Here is a 15,936-nt window from a genome sequence, read left to right as displayed (position 1 = left end):
TGGCGCTGCCATGAGCAATGTCAGTGCAGGATTCCGGCTCGTAAGGGCCGGCTGGGTGCTGGTCCGCGAGGGTGTCGTCGCCGCTCTGCCGGGTGAGGAACTGTCCGGCCTGCCGAAGTTCGGCTGGCGGATGGCACGGCTGTTCACGCGCCGCCGCGCGCTGGCCTATGAGCGCAGCGACCGGCTGGCCAAGGCGGTCGTCCGGCTCGGTCCCTCCTATGTAAAGCTCGGCCAGTTCCTGGCGACACGGCCCGACGTCGTCGGCAACGACATGGCGCTCGATCTCGCCATGTTGCAGGACAAGATGCACACCTTTCCGAAGGCCGAAGCCATAGCGGCCATCGAAGCCTCGCTCGGGCGCAAAGTCGGCGATCTCTACGTGCAATTCGGCGATCCGGTCGCCGCCGCCTCCATCGCCCAGGTCCATGCCGCCGACGCCATGCATGACGGCGTTGCCACCAAGGTGGCGGTCAAGGTGATCCGGCCCGGCGTGCGCCGCCGCTTCTTCCAGGATCTCGAAAGCTATTTCCTTGCCGCTCGCCTGCAGGAGAAATACATCCCCTCGTCCCGCCGGCTGCGGCCGGTCGAGGTCACGCAGACGCTGGCACAGACCACCAAGATCGAGATGGATCTTCGCCTCGAGGCGGCGGCCCTCTCGGAGCTCGGCGAAAGCACCAGGCACGACCCCGGCTTTCGCGTGCCGTCCGTCGACTGGGAGCGTACCGGCCGCGACGTGTTGACCATGGAATGGGTCGACGGCGTCAAGATGAACGACATTGCCGGACTGGTCGCGGCGGGCCACGATCTGAAAACCATCGCCACCAACCTGATCCAGTCGTTCCTGCGCCACACGCTGCGCGACGGATTTTTCCACGCCGACATGCATCCGGGCAATTTGTTCGTCGAGGCGAACGGCACCATCGTCGCCGTCGATCTCGGCATTGCCGGCCGGCTCGGCAAGAAGGAGCGCCGCTTCCTCGCCGAAATCCTCTACGGCTTCATCACGCGCGACTATCTGCGCGTCGCTGAGGTCCATTTCGAGGCCGGCTATGTGCCGCGCCAGCACAATGTCGCGGCCTTCGCGCAGGCGATCCGGGCGATCGGCGAGCCGATCCATGGCCAGCCGGCCGAGACCATCTCGATGGCCAAGCTTCTGACGCTGCTGTTCGAGGTTACCGAGCTCTTCGACATGGCGACGCGGCCCGAACTGATCCTGCTGCAGAAGACCATGGTGGTGGTCGAGGGCGTGGCGCGCACGCTCGACCCGGCCTTCAACATGTGGAAGACTGCCGAGCCGGTGGTCGGCGACTGGATATCAGGCAATCTTGGGCCGCGTGGCATGATGATGGATGCGCGCGATGGCGCCAAGGCGCTGCTGACGCTGGCCCGCCAGGTGCCCGAGCTTGCGGCGCGCACCGACCGGCTGTCGCGCGAGATCGACCTGATGGCCGAGCATGGCCTGCGCTTCGACGAGACCACCGCCCACGCCATCGGCAAGGCCGAAGCGCGCTACAGCCGCTCCGGCCGCTGGGCACTCTGGGTGATTGCCGTGACGCTGGTCTATATCGCCTGGAAGATCATCTGAGTTCTCGGTGACAGCAGTGCCGGCATTGCTATCATTGAAAGCAACGCTTTCATGGACTAGGTTGAGGTAAGGAGCAAAAACATGAGCACACTTACCATCCGCAATCTCGACACCAACGTGAAGCAGAAACTGCGTGAGCGAGCTGCCGTGAGGGGAGTCTCAATGGAAGAGGAAGCGCGTAGCGTTCTTGCCAAGAGTGTTCTTTCGGACGGTGTGGACCAAGACCCTCGGGGAGAGTCACTCTATGCCGCGATTCGTAGGCTGGTTGAGCCCCATGGCGGTTTCGATGTCGAGTTGCCGGAGCGCGGCCCTACGCGCGAGCCACTGAAATTTGACTAACCATGTTCGTGCTGGATACGAATGTTATCTCGGAAACCTTCAAACCACGGCCGGATGCAGGGGTGGCTACCTGGATGGATAGCTCGCTCGCGACCCGCTCATATGTCACGGCGATGACCAAGGCAGAGCTGCTCGTTGGGCTTGCGAACATGCCGGACGGAACGCGTAAGGCTGCACTGGGTAGTGTCATCGGGGCCTTTTTCACCAAATGGCTCAAGACCCCAGTGCTCGCGTTCGGTGACCGCGAAGCCGAAGCATACGCGGAGATTATTTCGAACAGACGATTTCTGGGACGTCCTATACGCGAATTTGACGCACAGATCGCCTCGGTTGCTCGCTCGCGGGGCTTTGCGATGGTGACTAGAAATGTTGCTGACTTTTCCGATTGCGGTATCAGCATAGTCAATCCTTGGGAGGGTGCATGAGCCTCTCCGGCAAGCGCATCCTGCTCATCATCGGCGGCGGCATCGCCGCCTACAAAGCGCTGGATCTGATCCGCCGGCTGCGCGAGCGCGGGGCCGCGGTTCGGGTGGTCATGACATCGGCCGCGCAGGAATTCGTCACCACGCTGTCGGTCGGCGCGCTCTCCGCCGACCATGTCTTCACCGAGCTGTTCGACCGCAATGACGAACACGATGTCGGCCATATCAGGCTGTCGCGCGAGGCCGATCTGCTGGTGGTGGCGCCCGCCACCGCCGACCTGATGGCGAAGCTCGCAAACGGCCACGCCAACGATCTGGCCTCCACCGTGCTTGTCGCCACCGACAAGCCGGTGCTGATGGCGCCGGCCATGAACCCCAGAATGTGGGCGCATCCGGCCACCCGCCGCAACCGCGCGACGCTGCAGAAGGACGGCGTCACCTTCGTCGGTCCGGCCAGGGGCGAGATGGCCGAAAGCAATGAGGCGGGCGAAGGCCGCATGGCCGAGCCGCTGGAGATCGTTGCCGCGGTCGAGGCGCTGCTCGATGTCGGCCCGAAGCCGCTGTCGGGGCGCAAGATCATCGTCACCTCCGGCCCGACCCATGAGCCGATCGACCCGGTGCGCTACATCGCCAACCGCTCGTCCGGCAAGCAGGGCCATGCCATCGCGGCAGCACTGGCCAGGCTCGGCGCCGATGTGCGCCTCGTCTCCGGCCCTGTCGGCATCGCCGATCCCCCCGGAGTGAAGACCATTCACGTCGAGCGGGCGCAGGAGATGCGCGACGCGGTGGAACGGCTCTTGCCCGCAGATGCGGCGGTGTTCGTCGCCGCCGTGGCCGACTGGCGCACCGAGAATTCGGCCGGTGAGAAGATCAAGAAGGTCGCGGGCGAAGGGCCGCCGGTGCTGCGCATGGTCGAGAATCCCGACATCCTCGCCGGCGTCGGCCATCACAGCCAGCGACCCGGCCTGGTTATCGGCTTCGCCGCCGAGACACAGGATCTCCTGCGCAACGCCGAGGCCAAGCTCAAGAAGAAAGGCGCCGATCTCATCGTTGCCAACGACGTGTCGCAGGGAAGCGGCGTCGGCTCTTCGGGCGTGATGGGCGGCGATCGCAACCGGGTGCGGATCGTGTCAAAGGCCGGTGTCGAGGAATGGCCGGAGATGAGCAAGGACGAAGTGGCGGCTCGGCTTGCCGCCCTGATCGCCGAACGGCTTAAAACAATCGTCGTTTGACTGAAAAATGTTCTGCTGCAGTGACGCACCGCCCTGCCGCGAGACTGCGTTCAGGCGGCGCGCGCTTTAAGTCCTGCGGCTCACATCAATTGGTCAAAAGCTCCGCGGTTCGGGCAAGTGCGCCGGCGAAGCCGTTGAGCGGAATGGAAAAGCTCACCGCTTGTCCGGTGTCTGCCGCGAAAGCGTCGATCTTCAGCGTGGTGCCTGATTTCAGCAGCGGCGTGACAGTCGCATCGAACACCACCGGCACCAGACAGCCGACGACCTGGCAGGTGTTGAACGCCAGGCTGCCGTCCAGCTTCTGATCGTCGATGGTCAGGCTCACCCCCTTGGCCAGCGCCAGGCCGAACGGCAGCGCAAGCGTTCCCGTGGCATCCTCGCCGGTCTTGCTCGACAGCTCGATCGCCAGCAGGCGCTGATTGTTTTGCTTGTTGAATTGCTGATGCGACAGGCTGCAGGTTTTGGTCGCGCCTGATATCTGGCAATTGACCGTCCAGTCGCCGTGGGTTTCGGACAGTGCCGACGCGCCACCGGGCAACTGCGGCGCATCGGCGGCAGCCGGTGCCGCGACCGCCTTGTCGCTCTTGGTTTGCGCCGCCACGGCCGGCACACCGACGGTGCAGGCAACACCCAGCATCGCCAAGAAATACGCGAACTTCCTCATCAAGACCCCTCCCGCCCGGCTCCGCCTCGGGCCAGCTAGAAGCTGACCTTGAGAGACGCGCTGATCGCGTTCTGTTTAACCGTTTCGCCGAAGGCGCCATTATATCTGACGGACATGCCGACGCCATTGACGCCATTCAGTTCAAGGCCGGCGCCGACCCGATAGAGCGGCGAATCGACGGCCTCCGTCAAGTGCAATGCGGGGTTGCCAGGCAGATTCTCCGCCGCCGCGAAGCGACCTTCGATTTCCCACTCCTTGTTGGAAAACTCCGCCCCGGCCTTGCCGTAGACGCGAAGGCTGGCAATGTCGCTGAGCGCGATGTCGGTGCCGATCTCGATTGCAGGGGTTGCAGAATAGTAAGTGTTGGCCGAGCCATCGAAGTTGAAGGCGGCGACCGAACCCTCCTCCGTGCCTGAGACACGCAGCCAGCGCGCGTCGAACTGCACTGTCGGCTGCAGATAGAACGCGCCCATCTCCCGGGTGAAACCCAACCGCGCCGAGCCGCCGAACATCGCGGTCTTCTGTGTGTAGGTGACGCTGCTGCCGATGCCAGGCAGCATTACCTCGTCGAGATAATCACCCGCCAACGTTTCGCCCGGAATGTAGAATGCCGGGTCGATATGGGTGTCGCGTTCGCCCTTGAACGAGCCCGTGCCGCCACCGAGTGCAAAGTCCACGAAGTAATTCTTGTTGGTATATTTGGCCAGCGCGTAGGCCTGCCAGGCCTCACCGGTGGTCTCCGACAGCAGGTCTCCATCAAAGCCGATCTTGGAATCGAACTCTGTGCGGCCGATGGTGGCGCCAAGCGACCAGTTCTGGCCAATCTCGCCAATGCCGCCAAGCGACATCGTCTTCAGGACGTCGTCGCGGCTTGTAGTGCCAGCACCCGCGTCGCGGCCGTACTCGGCCTGCGGGCTGATCGTTGCCCAGACGCAGCGGCCGTCGGGATTCTTGTAGGCAGGCACGCCAGTACACTCACGCGCCGCTTCCAGCATCATGTCGGCTTCGCGGTTGATCATGTCGAACGTATGCACGGCATAATGCGGTGTGAGCCGGGTCAATGCTGCACCCAGTTCCTCTTCATTGGGCAGGAAGCGCAGCATGTTGATCAGCCTGGCCATCGGGTTGTCCGGGGTCGATGCTGCCTCGACATCGTCAAGGTACTGCGCCATCTGGAACACGCCGGGATCGGTGGTGCCGGACCCCGGATCCTGCGCCAGTTCCAGGAATGTCGGGTTGTCGGCGTAAAGAACGAGATCGGTGCCGCCATCCACCCGGAACTGGAAGTTGAAGCCCACTGCCGGATGCAAGGTCTTCGCTGCTATGCCGGAGTCGGTCATCCCCGAGCCATTGGCGACCACATATTCCGTGAACAGCTTATCGATCGACAGGAAATTCAGCGGCGCTTCGCCGTTGAAGTCACCGGCCGCCGTTAGTGCCAGGGCATCCGTGATCTGGTTGTTGAGATCCACATCGGTGACGAAATCGCCGGAGAGGTTTTGTTTGAAGCCGCCGCCGACATCCACCTTCGCCACCACGCCGATGCCCTGGTTGGTATAGAGCCCGTCATTGGTGAACAGCCCGCCGCCGAGATCGATGGTTTTCAGTCCGACCATCGAGGCATCTGCAAAATTGTGGAAGCTGTTGTTGCCGCCGCCGAGATCGATGTTGCCGACGACGCGTCCCAGCGCGTCGCCCAGCGGCGAATTGTCGACATGGTCATCACCCGACGTGCCGGTAATGGCCAGCGGACTGAAATCATCGAGCAGCGATTCCAGGATCGCATTGGTCGGCACGACGGGACCGGGCGCCAACAGGAAGGTCTGGAATGCCTGGATATCCGCTGCCTGGATCTCGAATGTCGGCGTCGCTCCCATTGCGTAGAGCAGGCTGTGGTTGGTCAGCGCGTTGTTGGCGCCGCCGACGAGCATGGCGGCAACGCCGGTTCCGGCGCCGCCAATCGTGTAATGACCGTTGAGATTGATGGTGATGTTGCCTTTCGCGCCGTTGGCTGTGCTTTCGCCGTAGGCGGCCACGGAACCAGCACCCTGCGCGAACAGGCTGTCGCCCGCGGTCAGCGTAACCGCGTGCGCGTCGCCGATGCCGGTCGCGCTCTGTCCGAACATGGCATACGAGCTCGCACCCTTGACCCAGACCTGGCTCATGGCCGTCGCCGTCGCCGCCGCGGCATCGCCGATGCCACCGCCGGAACCGGCAGCGCCGGCGGAGAGCGTGCCGGCCAGGCCGCCGCCGCCGCCCACCGCCTGGGCCACGATGCCGTGCGCCCGCTCGCCATCGGTGACGATCTCGCCGTCCTGCTGGATGGTCACCGTGCCGCCATTGCCCTTGGCACCCGCAAATGTGTTGAAGCCGATGGTGTTGTTGTCGATGCCGCTGCCGCCATCCGCCGTGGCGCCGAAGCGCCCGAAGCCGGCACCGCCGATGCCGCCGCCGCCGCCGACCGACTGAGCGATGATGGCGACCGCATCGACACCATGCGTGGTGATGGTGCCGGTGCGGATCACGGTCACGTCGCCGCCATCGCCGCCATTGCCGCCAAGGCCGCCGATGCCGAGCGCGTTCGAGGTTTTACCTTTTGCGTCGCCGCCGACACCGCCGCCGCCGCCCACCGACTGCGCCACGACGCCATGCGCGCGGGCGCCGAAGGTTTCGATCGATCCGGAAACCTCAACCCTCACATCTCCGCCATCGCCGCCGTTGCCGCCCTTGCCGCCCAGGCTGAGAGCAAAGGAATCGGACCCGGCGAAGTCGGACGAAACCGTGCCGCCATATCCTCCACCGCCGCCGATGGACTGGGCGAAGATGCCGTATGACCCATCCTTGTGTGTGATGATCTCGCCATCGTTGGTGACGGTGACCTTGCCACCATCGGCCTCGTTGTCGGGGTCGTTGGGGTCGCCGACCACCGGGATCGGAATCCCGTTGGGTATGCTGGCACCGCCACCGATTGTCATGTCTGCTTCCGATGCGCCGGTCGCGGCACCCGAGGCACCACCGCCACCGCCGATCGACTGCGCAAAAATGCCGTGCGAGATATAGCCCAGTGTTTCAATCTTGCCGAAGTTGTTGACCTCGACCTCACCGCCGATGCTGCCACTGCCGCCTTGGCCGCCGATATACATGGTAACGGCCGTCTCGGCCTTACCGGTCTCCGTCGAGCCAGCGCCACCCGCACCACCGCCGCCGCCCACCGACTGTGCGAAGATGCCGTGCGAGTTGTCGTCCTGCGTCAGGATCGAACCGCTCTGGAAGTTCTGGACGTGAACCTTGTCGCTGGTACCGCCAGCGCCGCCGGCGCCGCCGAGGCTCAGCGTGATGGCGATCTTCGAGTCGGTGGATGACGTGCCGGACGCGCCGCCGACGCCACCGGAGCCGCCGATCGACTGCGCCAGGATGCCGTGGGAATTGGCCTTGTCGGTCTGGATTATGCCGCTGTTTTCGACATTGACCTTGCCGCCGTTGCCGCCGACCTCACCCGAGCCGCCAAGCGACAGGTTTACCGCGACCTCACCGCCATCGCTCTTGCCCTTGCTTTCGCCGGCACCACCTGCGCCGCCGCCGCCACCGACCGACTGCGCGAAGATGCCTATCGAGCGCTCCTGCTTGGTCCATATCGTTGCGCCGGCCATATTGACGACATCGACCTGGTTGCCATTGCCGCCCTTGCCACCCGCACCGCCAAGCGAGCCGCCGATTGCGTAAGTGCCAAGCACGCCAGAGCTGGACGAGCCGCCGACACCGCCGCCGCCACCGATCGAATTGGCGCTGATGCCATAGGAATCGGCGCCGTCCGTGACGATCAGATTGCGGTTGGTCACCGAAACCGTGCCGCCATTGCCAGCGCCGCCGGCACCGAGCGCGATCGCCGCGCCGATACCGACCGAAGTCTCGCCAGCATCGCCTGGGCCGACGATATCCTCTTTGGTCGAAGCCGAGCCGCCGCCGCCGCCACCGCCGCCGATGGACATGGCGAGGATGCCGACCGAGTTGAACCCGCTTGTGCGGATCTCGCCCGAATTATCGACTGCGACACCGACCTTGCCATCGAAACAAGTGGCATTGCCACCTGCGTCCGCGGCACAGGCGGCATCGTTGCCTTCGCCGCCATTGCCGCCGATGCTGACATTTGCGGTAACGCTCGTGCCGGCGGTGCCGCCGACGTGGAAGGCCTGCGTGTTTGTCGCACCGCCCATGCCGCCACCGCCGCCGATCGATTGGGCAACAATGCCGGACGAATAGTCGCCGTCGGTGGTCAAATTGGCGGAATTCGTAACATCCACGGCACCGGACTTGTTGCCTGTGCCACCCGCCCCGCCAACACCAACGTTGACGGCGACGTTGACGCCGTTTTCTGTACCGAGATCGGCCGTCGCGCCATTGGTTGCTCCGCCATTGCCGCCGCCGCCGCCGATCGACTGGGCAACGATCGCGGCGCTCATGTCCCCACCCGTCTTGATCGTCATGGCGTTGTGAACGGCGACATCGCCGCTGATGTTGCCCTTGCCGCCGCCGCCACCGATGGTGACCGTCGCATTGATGCTGGCGTTGACCCCGAAGCCGCCTGCAGCTCCCCAGGAATCGCCGCCATTGCCGCCGCTACCGGCCACCGATTGCGCGAGGATGCCGATCGCGTTGGCGCCTTTGGTAACGATGCTGCCGCCGCCATTCATGCCGCTGTCGACGATGACGAGGTCGCTCTTGCCACCGTCGCCACCCCAGCCACCAACAGTGACACCGAGTGAAACGCTAACCCCCGTGCTGGCTGCACCCGAAATCGTGGCAGCGCGGCCGCCATTGCCGCCGCCGCCGCCGATGGACTGGGCAACGATGCCGCCGGAACCGGCTGCGTCGGTGTCGGCAATCAGGTTGCCATCAGCCCGAACCGTTACCTTTCCACCATTGCCTCCGTTGCCGCCCTCGCCACCCACGGCAACCCCGACCGAAGCGGACACGTAGAGACCAGCGCTGACCGCGCCTGAATAAGCCGAACCGCCGTTGCCGCCACTGCCACCGACCGATTGCGCAAGGATGGCCTTCGAGCCCATGCCGCCGACATGAATGTCACCTTTGTGGGTGACCGTGACCTGGTTGCTGAGATTGCCATCGCCGCCACCGCCGCCGATCGCCACGGAAGCGGCGCCGAACAGACCGACGGCAAACGTTCCGACAGATCCGCCATTGCCGCCACCGCCGCCGACCGACTGGGCGAGAATGCCGTGTGAGAGGGAGCCCACCGTCGTGATGTTGGTGGTGTTCTTGACCTCTACCTCGCCGGCCGCGCCGCCGGCCCCGCCTTTGCCACCGATGCCGACCGCGGCAAAGGCGCCGGCCGCCATCGCAAACCCGCCGTCGCCGCCCGAGCCGCCGACCGACTGCGCGAAGATGCCGATCGACATATCCTTGTCCGTGCTGATCAGGCCTGTGTTTTCGACATAGACCTTCTTGCTCCCGCCGCCCGACGCGCCATCGCCGCCAAGCGAGAAGGACGGCCCGCCAACCGAGACGGCAAATCCGCCTGAGCCGCCACCGCCGCCGATCGACTGCGCCAGGATGCCATGAGACTGGACACCTTCGGTGTGTACCGCCGCGCCATTGGTGACATCGACGGTCCAGCCCGTGCCGCCGCCACCTCCCTTGCCACCGATTGTGACGTTGGCGCCGAGGCCGGCGGAAGCCGTGCCGCCGCCATTGCCGCCGCCGCCGCCGATCGACTGGGCGATGATACCCGTGGAGCGGTCACCAAGCGTGTGAATCAGCCCTGAATTGATGCCGACCGTCACTGCCTTGGCGTCGCTGGCAGTGCCGGCCTTGCCGCCGATGCTGACAGCAGCCACAAGACCCGCGCCGTTCAACGAGAAGCCGCCATTGCCACCGCCGCCGCCGACCGACTGCACGATGACGCCGGCCGAGTCCGACTGATGGGTCGTGACGTCAAGTGTTGTCGTCGAGAAGAACTTTGCCGTCCCGGCTTCGCCGCCCCCCGCGCCCGAACCACCGATGCCCACGCTTGCGTTGACGCTCAGGCCGAACTGGCCGCCGCCATTTCCACCACCGCCACCGATCGACTGCACGATGATACCGGCCGACCTTTCGCGGAAAGTCTCGACCGAACCATTATAGGTGGCTTCCGTCGCCACGCCCTTGCCGGCCGCGCCGCCTCTTCCCCCCATGCCGAAGCCGGCAATCGCCGACAGTGTACCGGAAAAGCCGCCATTGCCGCCGCCGCCGCCGACCGACTGCACGATCAGGCCGGCCGAATCCGCGCCGTCCGTGGTGATCGATTGCATCGCGCCATCAGCCGTGCGCAGCGTGACGGCATCGGCATCGCCGCCGCCTGCGCCACTGCCGCCGACACCCACACTGGCGCCGAAGCTGGCAGCGCCGGAAAAGCCGCCATTGCCGCCGCCGCCGCCGATCGATTGGGCAACGATGCCGGTCGACCGATCCCCGGAGGTGTTGACGGTGCCGCCGACGGTCGCGTCGACCACGCCGCCTTTACCCGCCTTGCCGCCACTGCCGCCGACGCCCACTGCTGCGACGGTCGAGCCGGAAAGTGCAAACCCGCCATTGCCGCCGCCGCCGCCCACCGACTGCATAAGCACGCCGATGGAATCGTCCCCGAGCGTGGTGACCTTGGCGTTCGCAACGTTGTAATTCACCTTGTCGCCGTCACCCGCCGCATCGCCTGATCCGCCTACCGACACACCTACCAGGCCGCCAATGGCAATGGCGCCGCCGCCATTGCCGCCGCCGCCGCCGACCGACTGTGCGATGATGCCGCTAGCGGAACGGCCGTTCGTCTCGACGGTCACACCGTTGCCGGCCTGATTGACGTTGACCACGCCACCCTTGCCGCCAGTGCCGCCGCCACCGCCGATGGCGACCGAAATTGCAGGCGCTACGCCGATGGCGTAGCCGCCATTGCCGCCGCCACCACCGACCGACTGGATCAGAATGCCATGCGCGCCGTCGCCGCCGTTTCCATCGACGCCGGTCTTGATGACGCCGCCAATATTGCCGGTCGCCGTATCGCCCTGGCCGCCACCGCTTGCCTTGCCACCGATCGACACGAGACCGATGGCGCCGCCGCCATCGCCGCCGCCGCCGCCCACCGACTCGACCAGCATGCCGATGGCGCCCAGGCCACTGGTGGTGATGTTGCCGGTGTTGGTCCCCGTGGCTGCCCGGCCGTCATTGCCATCCGTACCCGCGCCGCCACCGCCGAACAGACCTAGACCGCCACCGCCGTCGCCGCCGCCACCGCCCACCGACTGCACGACCATGCCGCTGGCAAAATCTCCCCGAGTTGTGATGGTCCCGGAATTTATCCCCTCGGCATTGCCGCCGATTGTCGGCACGCCCCCATTGCCGCCGTTACCCACGATACCGAAACCACTCGCACCATCACCGGCAACGCCGCCCGCCGACCGCACAAGCATACCCTTCGAGAAAGCCCCGTCCGTGGAAATGGAGCCGGCATTATCGCCTTTCGCGTCACCGCCGAAACCGCCATTGCCGCCATTGCCACCCTTGCCGGCACCGATCGCAGCGCCCAAGCCGCCATTGCCGCCGCGCCCTCCGCTGGAATTGACGGTGATGCCGTTCGAATTGACCCCGTGCGTGATGATATTGCTTTCGATCGTAGTGGTCACGGTCGCCGTGCCGCCATCGCCACCCCGCCCGCCGACGCCGCCCTTACCGCCTACCGCGATGGCGAATGCCCATGCGCCGTTACCACCATCCCCACCGCTGGCGTCGCCCGATATGCCGGGAGCATTGTCCCCCGATGTTTCGAGGGCGCCAGATGCGTTGTTTGTTATATCGACGGTTCCGCCCTTGGCGCCATCGCCGCCTTTACCACCCTTGATCTCCACAAAAGGCGGGACGGCTGTTGCATGGACAGCCGAGCCGCCATCGCCGCCGCGCCCACCCCGGGCGCTGCCAACGAAAGCGGCCTCCCCGGAGGTCGTGCGGCCGACACTATTCGTTCCCGTAGCCGGCGCCACCGGCGAATGGCCATCTCCGGCGTCAGCAGTACCGATTCCGTCATCACCATTGTCGCCCGGTGCACCATCCGTATTGATGGACAATTGCTGCGCATGGACCGGAGATTGAGCGTAAGGAAAGACCAGCCCCACCAGTGCCGTAGCGCAAAGCAATCGAGCTATCCGTTTGGGCAGAGTGGCGAGACATTGATTCGGCCGGCCGGGCAAACCCTTCTGAGTCGCCGCGGCATCACGAAGAACTTCCTCAGAACATGCCCTGGCTGAACCGTCGTCGGCCGATGCGCACGACAATACGGCAACGCGCTCTGTGAACAAAGCCATGCACTTACCCCCCATTTTACGGGGGCGCGCCTCAATGCCTGCTTGAGTCCGACGCCACCGCTATGCTCTGCTCATGCAATTGCAATAAGGATGCCGGCACTGTGCAATAAGGTTCAATGCATTAAAACAGGGCATCCGTATTCCCACTTGCGGAGCTCTGACTCAATTAGAATACATTAACTTATGCCGGATGAAACCAAAAATTTACGTGGGGAACACTGACCAAAGCCACCGACGTTTCATAGTCATCATATGATGACTATCTGCCGTTTCGCGGCCGAAATCGCAGAACAAAGCGATTGGACCGCCCGATTTCGTGATACTCGACCCGCTGGCCATGGCATCGACGCGCAAACGCCCTATATCAAAGGACAGAGTTTTTGCGCGGGAATGAACGGATGTCGGCACTTCGGCCATCAACGATCTTCACAGTGGCAATGCTGGCCACGGCAGTGCTGGCGGGCGTTTGCCTGCCGGCTTCCGCGCAAGCGCTCAATCCCGCTACCGGCAACAATGCGCTGATCCGGCAGAACGACCTGCAAATCCTGCAAAACAGGTTACAGCGGCAGCAATATCAACAGCAACAGCAGCAGAATCGCGCCCAGGACCGCCAGATCTTTCAGCAACCGCCACCGGTCGTGCAGCAGCTCAAGCCAAGCTGCCAGACCCAGATAATCGGCACCACCGCCGTGAGCAATTGCCGCTGACATCAAGGCCTTTTTCGTTTATTTAGCCGACTTATGTATTTCGAGTGTCGTTGGCACATGCGAAAGTTTTGGTTTTGCAACGACGCCTTGTCGCGCTATGCGGCATTGTATCGACTGGATTGACGAATGGCAGCCACCAAGAAAAAGGCCGTACGCAAGGCAAAGAAGGGCGAGAGAATCCGCCAGGTGGCGGCTATTCCCTTCCGGCTGACCGCGCGTGGCGATATCGAGGTGATGCTGGTCACGTCGCGTACCACCAGGCGCTTCATCGTCCCCAAGGGCTGGCCGATGAAGGGCAAGAGCGGACGCAAGGCGGCCACCATCGAGGCGCAGGAGGAAGCCGGCGTGCTCGGCAAGACGCTGAAGCAGCCGGCGGGCACCTATTCCTACTGGAAGCGGCTGGCCAATCGCTTTGTCCGCGTCGACGTCATCGTCTACCTGCTCGAGGTGAGCGAGGAACTGGCCGACTGGCAGGAAGCCAAACGACGCCAGCGGGCCTGGCTGGCGCCAGCCGATGCGGCCATGCTCATCGACGAGCCGGATCTTTCAACGTTGGTGAAGACGCTGAAGATCCCTGTGCAGATGGACCAGGCGTAGAGCCTCACTCGCCGGGGTCATCGCTTTCGGGAAACGGCCGCACCGGCGTGCCGGTATAGGCCCACAGCCACTCGCGCGGCAGCGGCCCCTTGTTTCGCTCGGCCTGCTGCGACTGCTCCCAGGCATGCGCCAGGATGCCGACCGAGCGCGACAGCACGAAAAGCCCTCGCGTCAGCGGCGGCGGAAAACCGAGTTCGCCATAGATGACGGCGGTGGCGCCATCGATGTTGAGGGGTATTTTTTTCCCCTTGCGGCGTTCGACATCCGCCTCGACCGCTTCGGCGATATCGGCGAAACGCCCATTGACGGCACCGCGTGCGGCAAATTCGCGGGTCAGTTCCAGCAAGCGCGGCGCGCGCGGGTCGACGGGATGGAAGCGATGTCCGAGCCCCGGCACATAGCCCTTCTCCTCGGCGAAGAACCGATCGAGCCGCGCCGAGACCGCCTCATTCAGCGTCATCCCGGCATCGATCGCCACGGCAATGTCACCATAGAAGGAAAGCGCCTGCTCGCCGGCGCCTCCATGCACGTCGCCGAGAACGTTGATGGCCGAGGCCATGGCGCTGTTGATACCGACGCCGCAGGTTGCAGCCATGCGCGCGATGGCGATCGATGGCGCCTGAGGTCCATGGTCGACGGCGGCAGCCAAGGCAATGCCGAGCAATTCTGCCTGGTCCTCGCTGGGCAGTTCGCCGCGCAGCATCAGCCAGATGACAGCCGGAAAGCTGACGCGGCCGATCAGATCCTGGATCTCGTAGCCGCGCAGCCGGATGACACCAGGCCGCATCTCGATGATATCGGTCTGCCACCATTCCTCGCCGCGCTCACGGCCCGTCTTCTTCTCCGTGCCGCTCATGCGCGTGCCTTTGTCCTGGCGCGGGGCGGCAGGTCGGCGAACACCTCACCCATATGTTCGCCGAGCGCCGGCGGCGGCTTTGTCGGCAAGGGCGCCTCGCCATCGACCATGAAGCCGCCGCGCAAAACGGTCAGCGGCTTGTCCATGCCAGCCACATCGTCGAAATGCGCGGTCACCTGGCGCTCGAGGACTTGGGGCTCGGCCAGCACTTGCGGGATCGTCAGCACCCTGCCGGCAGGCACGCCGGCGCGATTGAGCGTCTCTTCCCAGGCCGCCGCCGAGGCGCCCGCCAGGGCGTCCTCGATCTCGACTTTAAGCGCCGCACGGTTGCGCTTGCGCGTCTCGCGCTCTGCATAGCGGACATCGGAAGCCAATTCCGGCCGGCCGATCAGCCGGCACAGCGCCACGAACTGCTCCTGCTTGTTGGCGGCGATGTTGATGAGCCCGTCGCCGGTGCGAAACGCACCGGAGGGTGCCGCCGTCATGTTCTCGTTGCCCATCGGCATGGGGTCGATACCTGCGGTCAGATAGTTGGAAACCGGCCAGCCAAGTGCGGAAAGTGTGCATTCGAGCATCGAAACGTCGAGAAAGGCACCCTCGCCGCTCGTCTTCTGCCGCACCAGCGCCGAGGCGATGGCGAACGCGCCGACCAGTCCGCCAAGCGTATCGGCGACGGGATAGCCGACCCGCAGCGGCGCCGTTTCCGGTGTGCCGGTGATGCTCATGATCCCAGACAGGCCCTGGATGATCTGGTCATAGGCGGGATTATCGCGCATTGGCCCGGTCTGGCCGAAACCCGATATCGCGCAATAGACGAGGCCCGGACGGACCGTCTTCAGTGCCTCGTAGCCAAGCCCCAGCCGATCCATCACGCCGGGGCGGAAATTCTCCACCAGTGCGTCGGCGCTGGCCACCAGATCGAAAAAGCGCTCGCGATCGGCTTGCTTCTTGAGGTCGAGCACAACCGACCGTTTGCCGGCGTTCTGAGCCAGGAACGAGGCGCCCATGCCGGCGCTGTTCAGCTTTGCCGAGCCGCCGAGCTGGCGGGCGAGGTCGCCGCCTTGCGGCGCCTCGACCTTGATCACGTCGGCGCCCAGCAGCGCCAGCTGATAGGCACAGTAGGGACCGGCCAGGACATTGGTCAGGTCGAGGACGCGAATACCGGAAAGCAGTTCTGTCATGGCAT

The 15,936-nt window shown here is 64.7% G+C and carries 10 protein-coding genes; 6 read left to right on the top strand and 4 right to left on the bottom strand.

Features of this window, described 5'->3' with window-relative positions:
- The first annotated feature begins 10 nt into the window (after positions 1-10).
- The 4 genes from ubiB to coaBC all read left to right on the top strand — a co-directional run bounded on the left by ubiB (position 11) and on the right by coaBC (position 3,578).
- Positions 11-1,585 (top strand): 2-polyprenylphenol 6-hydroxylase, encoded by a 1,575-nt coding sequence (gene ubiB, locus RPF88_RS29140; protein ID WP_064995663.1) that lies wholly within the window; start codon positions 11-13, stop codon positions 1,583-1,585.
- An 81-nt stretch (positions 1,586-1,666) separates the two neighbouring features.
- The gene (locus RPF88_RS29135) at positions 1,667-1,924 is read left to right on the top strand and encodes a FitA-like ribbon-helix-helix domain-containing protein (RefSeq protein ID WP_013529622.1); all 258 of its coding nucleotides are present in this window, start codon (positions 1,667-1,669) and stop codon (positions 1,922-1,924) included.
- Positions 1,925-1,926: 2 nt separating this feature from the next.
- Positions 1,927-2,349, top strand: a complete 423-nt coding sequence (locus RPF88_RS29130; RefSeq protein WP_224621331.1) for a type II toxin-antitoxin system VapC family toxin — start codon at positions 1,927-1,929, stop codon at positions 2,347-2,349.
- Complete coding sequence (gene coaBC, locus RPF88_RS29125; RefSeq protein WP_013529620.1) at positions 2,346-3,578, top strand: bifunctional phosphopantothenoylcysteine decarboxylase/phosphopantothenate--cysteine ligase CoaBC; 1,233 nt, start codon at positions 2,346-2,348, stop codon at positions 3,576-3,578. The genes RPF88_RS29130 and coaBC overlap by 4 nt, the downstream gene beginning before the upstream one ends.
- 85 nt (positions 3,579-3,663) lie before the next feature.
- Here the strand turns inward: coaBC and RPF88_RS29120 are convergent, their stop codons facing one another.
- Positions 3,664-4,242, bottom strand: a complete 579-nt coding sequence (locus tag RPF88_RS29120) for an invasion associated locus B family protein (protein WP_224621330.1) — start codon at positions 4,240-4,242, stop codon at positions 3,664-3,666.
- 35 nt (positions 4,243-4,277) lie between these two features.
- Entirely contained in the window at positions 4,278-12,353 is an 8,076-nt protein-coding gene (locus RPF88_RS29115) for an autotransporter outer membrane beta-barrel domain-containing protein (RefSeq protein ID WP_337123638.1), read from the bottom strand.
- Positions 12,354-12,988: 635 nt separating this feature from the next.
- Here RPF88_RS29115 and RPF88_RS29110 point away from each other — a divergent pair.
- Both RPF88_RS29110 and RPF88_RS29105 read left to right on the top strand, forming a co-directional pair.
- Complete coding sequence (locus tag RPF88_RS29110) at positions 12,989-13,297, top strand: hypothetical protein (protein ID WP_224675267.1); 309 nt, start codon at positions 12,989-12,991, stop codon at positions 13,295-13,297.
- Positions 13,298-13,423: 126 nt separating this feature from the next.
- Positions 13,424-13,894, top strand: coding sequence for an NUDIX hydrolase (locus tag RPF88_RS29105; RefSeq protein ID WP_337123637.1), 471 nt, complete (start codon positions 13,424-13,426; stop codon positions 13,892-13,894).
- Between the two features lie 4 nt (positions 13,895-13,898).
- On the opposite strand, the gene RPF88_RS29100 is transcribed toward RPF88_RS29105, so the two are convergent.
- Both RPF88_RS29100 and RPF88_RS29095 read right to left on the bottom strand, forming a co-directional pair.
- On the bottom strand, positions 13,899-14,750 hold the full coding sequence (locus RPF88_RS29100; protein WP_063168996.1) for a citryl-CoA lyase: 852 nt from the start codon (positions 14,748-14,750) through the stop codon (positions 13,899-13,901).
- On the bottom strand, positions 14,747-15,931 hold the full coding sequence (locus RPF88_RS29095; protein ID WP_337123635.1) for a CaiB/BaiF CoA transferase family protein: 1,185 nt from the start codon (positions 15,929-15,931) through the stop codon (positions 14,747-14,749). The genes RPF88_RS29100 and RPF88_RS29095 overlap by 4 nt, the downstream gene beginning before the upstream one ends.
- Positions 15,932-15,936 lie beyond the last annotated feature (5 nt).

The organism is Mesorhizobium sp. ISC11 (assembly GCF_037162595.1).
GTDB lineage: Bacteria > Pseudomonadota > Alphaproteobacteria > Rhizobiales > Rhizobiaceae > Mesorhizobium > Mesorhizobium ciceri.
Note: the sequence above shows the minus strand (reverse complement) of the source record. Positions and strands in the feature narration are given on the sequence as shown.

What these genes read in the sequence shown, in the direction of transcription:
- RPF88_RS29095 (WP_337123635.1), bottom strand. Translation starts at nt 15,931, where the DNA reads ATGACAGAACTGCTTTCCGGTATTCGCGTCCTCGACCTGACCAATGTC.
- RPF88_RS29105 (WP_337123637.1), top strand. Translation starts at nt 13,424, where the DNA reads ATGGCAGCCACCAAGAAAAAGGCCGTACGCAAGGCAAAGAAGGGCGAG.
- ubiB (WP_064995663.1), top strand. Translation starts at nt 11, where the DNA reads ATGAGCAATGTCAGTGCAGGATTCCGGCTCGTAAGGGCCGGCTGGGTG.
- RPF88_RS29120 (WP_224621330.1), bottom strand. Translation starts at nt 4,242, where the DNA reads ATGAGGAAGTTCGCGTATTTCTTGGCGATGCTGGGTGTTGCCTGCACC.
- RPF88_RS29130 (WP_224621331.1), top strand. Translation starts at nt 1,927, where the DNA reads ATGTTCGTGCTGGATACGAATGTTATCTCGGAAACCTTCAAACCACGG.
- RPF88_RS29135 (WP_013529622.1), top strand. Translation starts at nt 1,667, where the DNA reads ATGAGCACACTTACCATCCGCAATCTCGACACCAACGTGAAGCAGAAA.
- RPF88_RS29100 (WP_063168996.1), bottom strand. Translation starts at nt 14,750, where the DNA reads ATGAGCGGCACGGAGAAGAAGACGGGCCGTGAGCGCGGCGAGGAATGG.
- RPF88_RS29110 (WP_224675267.1), top strand. Translation starts at nt 12,989, where the DNA reads ATGTCGGCACTTCGGCCATCAACGATCTTCACAGTGGCAATGCTGGCC.
- coaBC (WP_013529620.1), top strand. Translation starts at nt 2,346, where the DNA reads ATGAGCCTCTCCGGCAAGCGCATCCTGCTCATCATCGGCGGCGGCATC.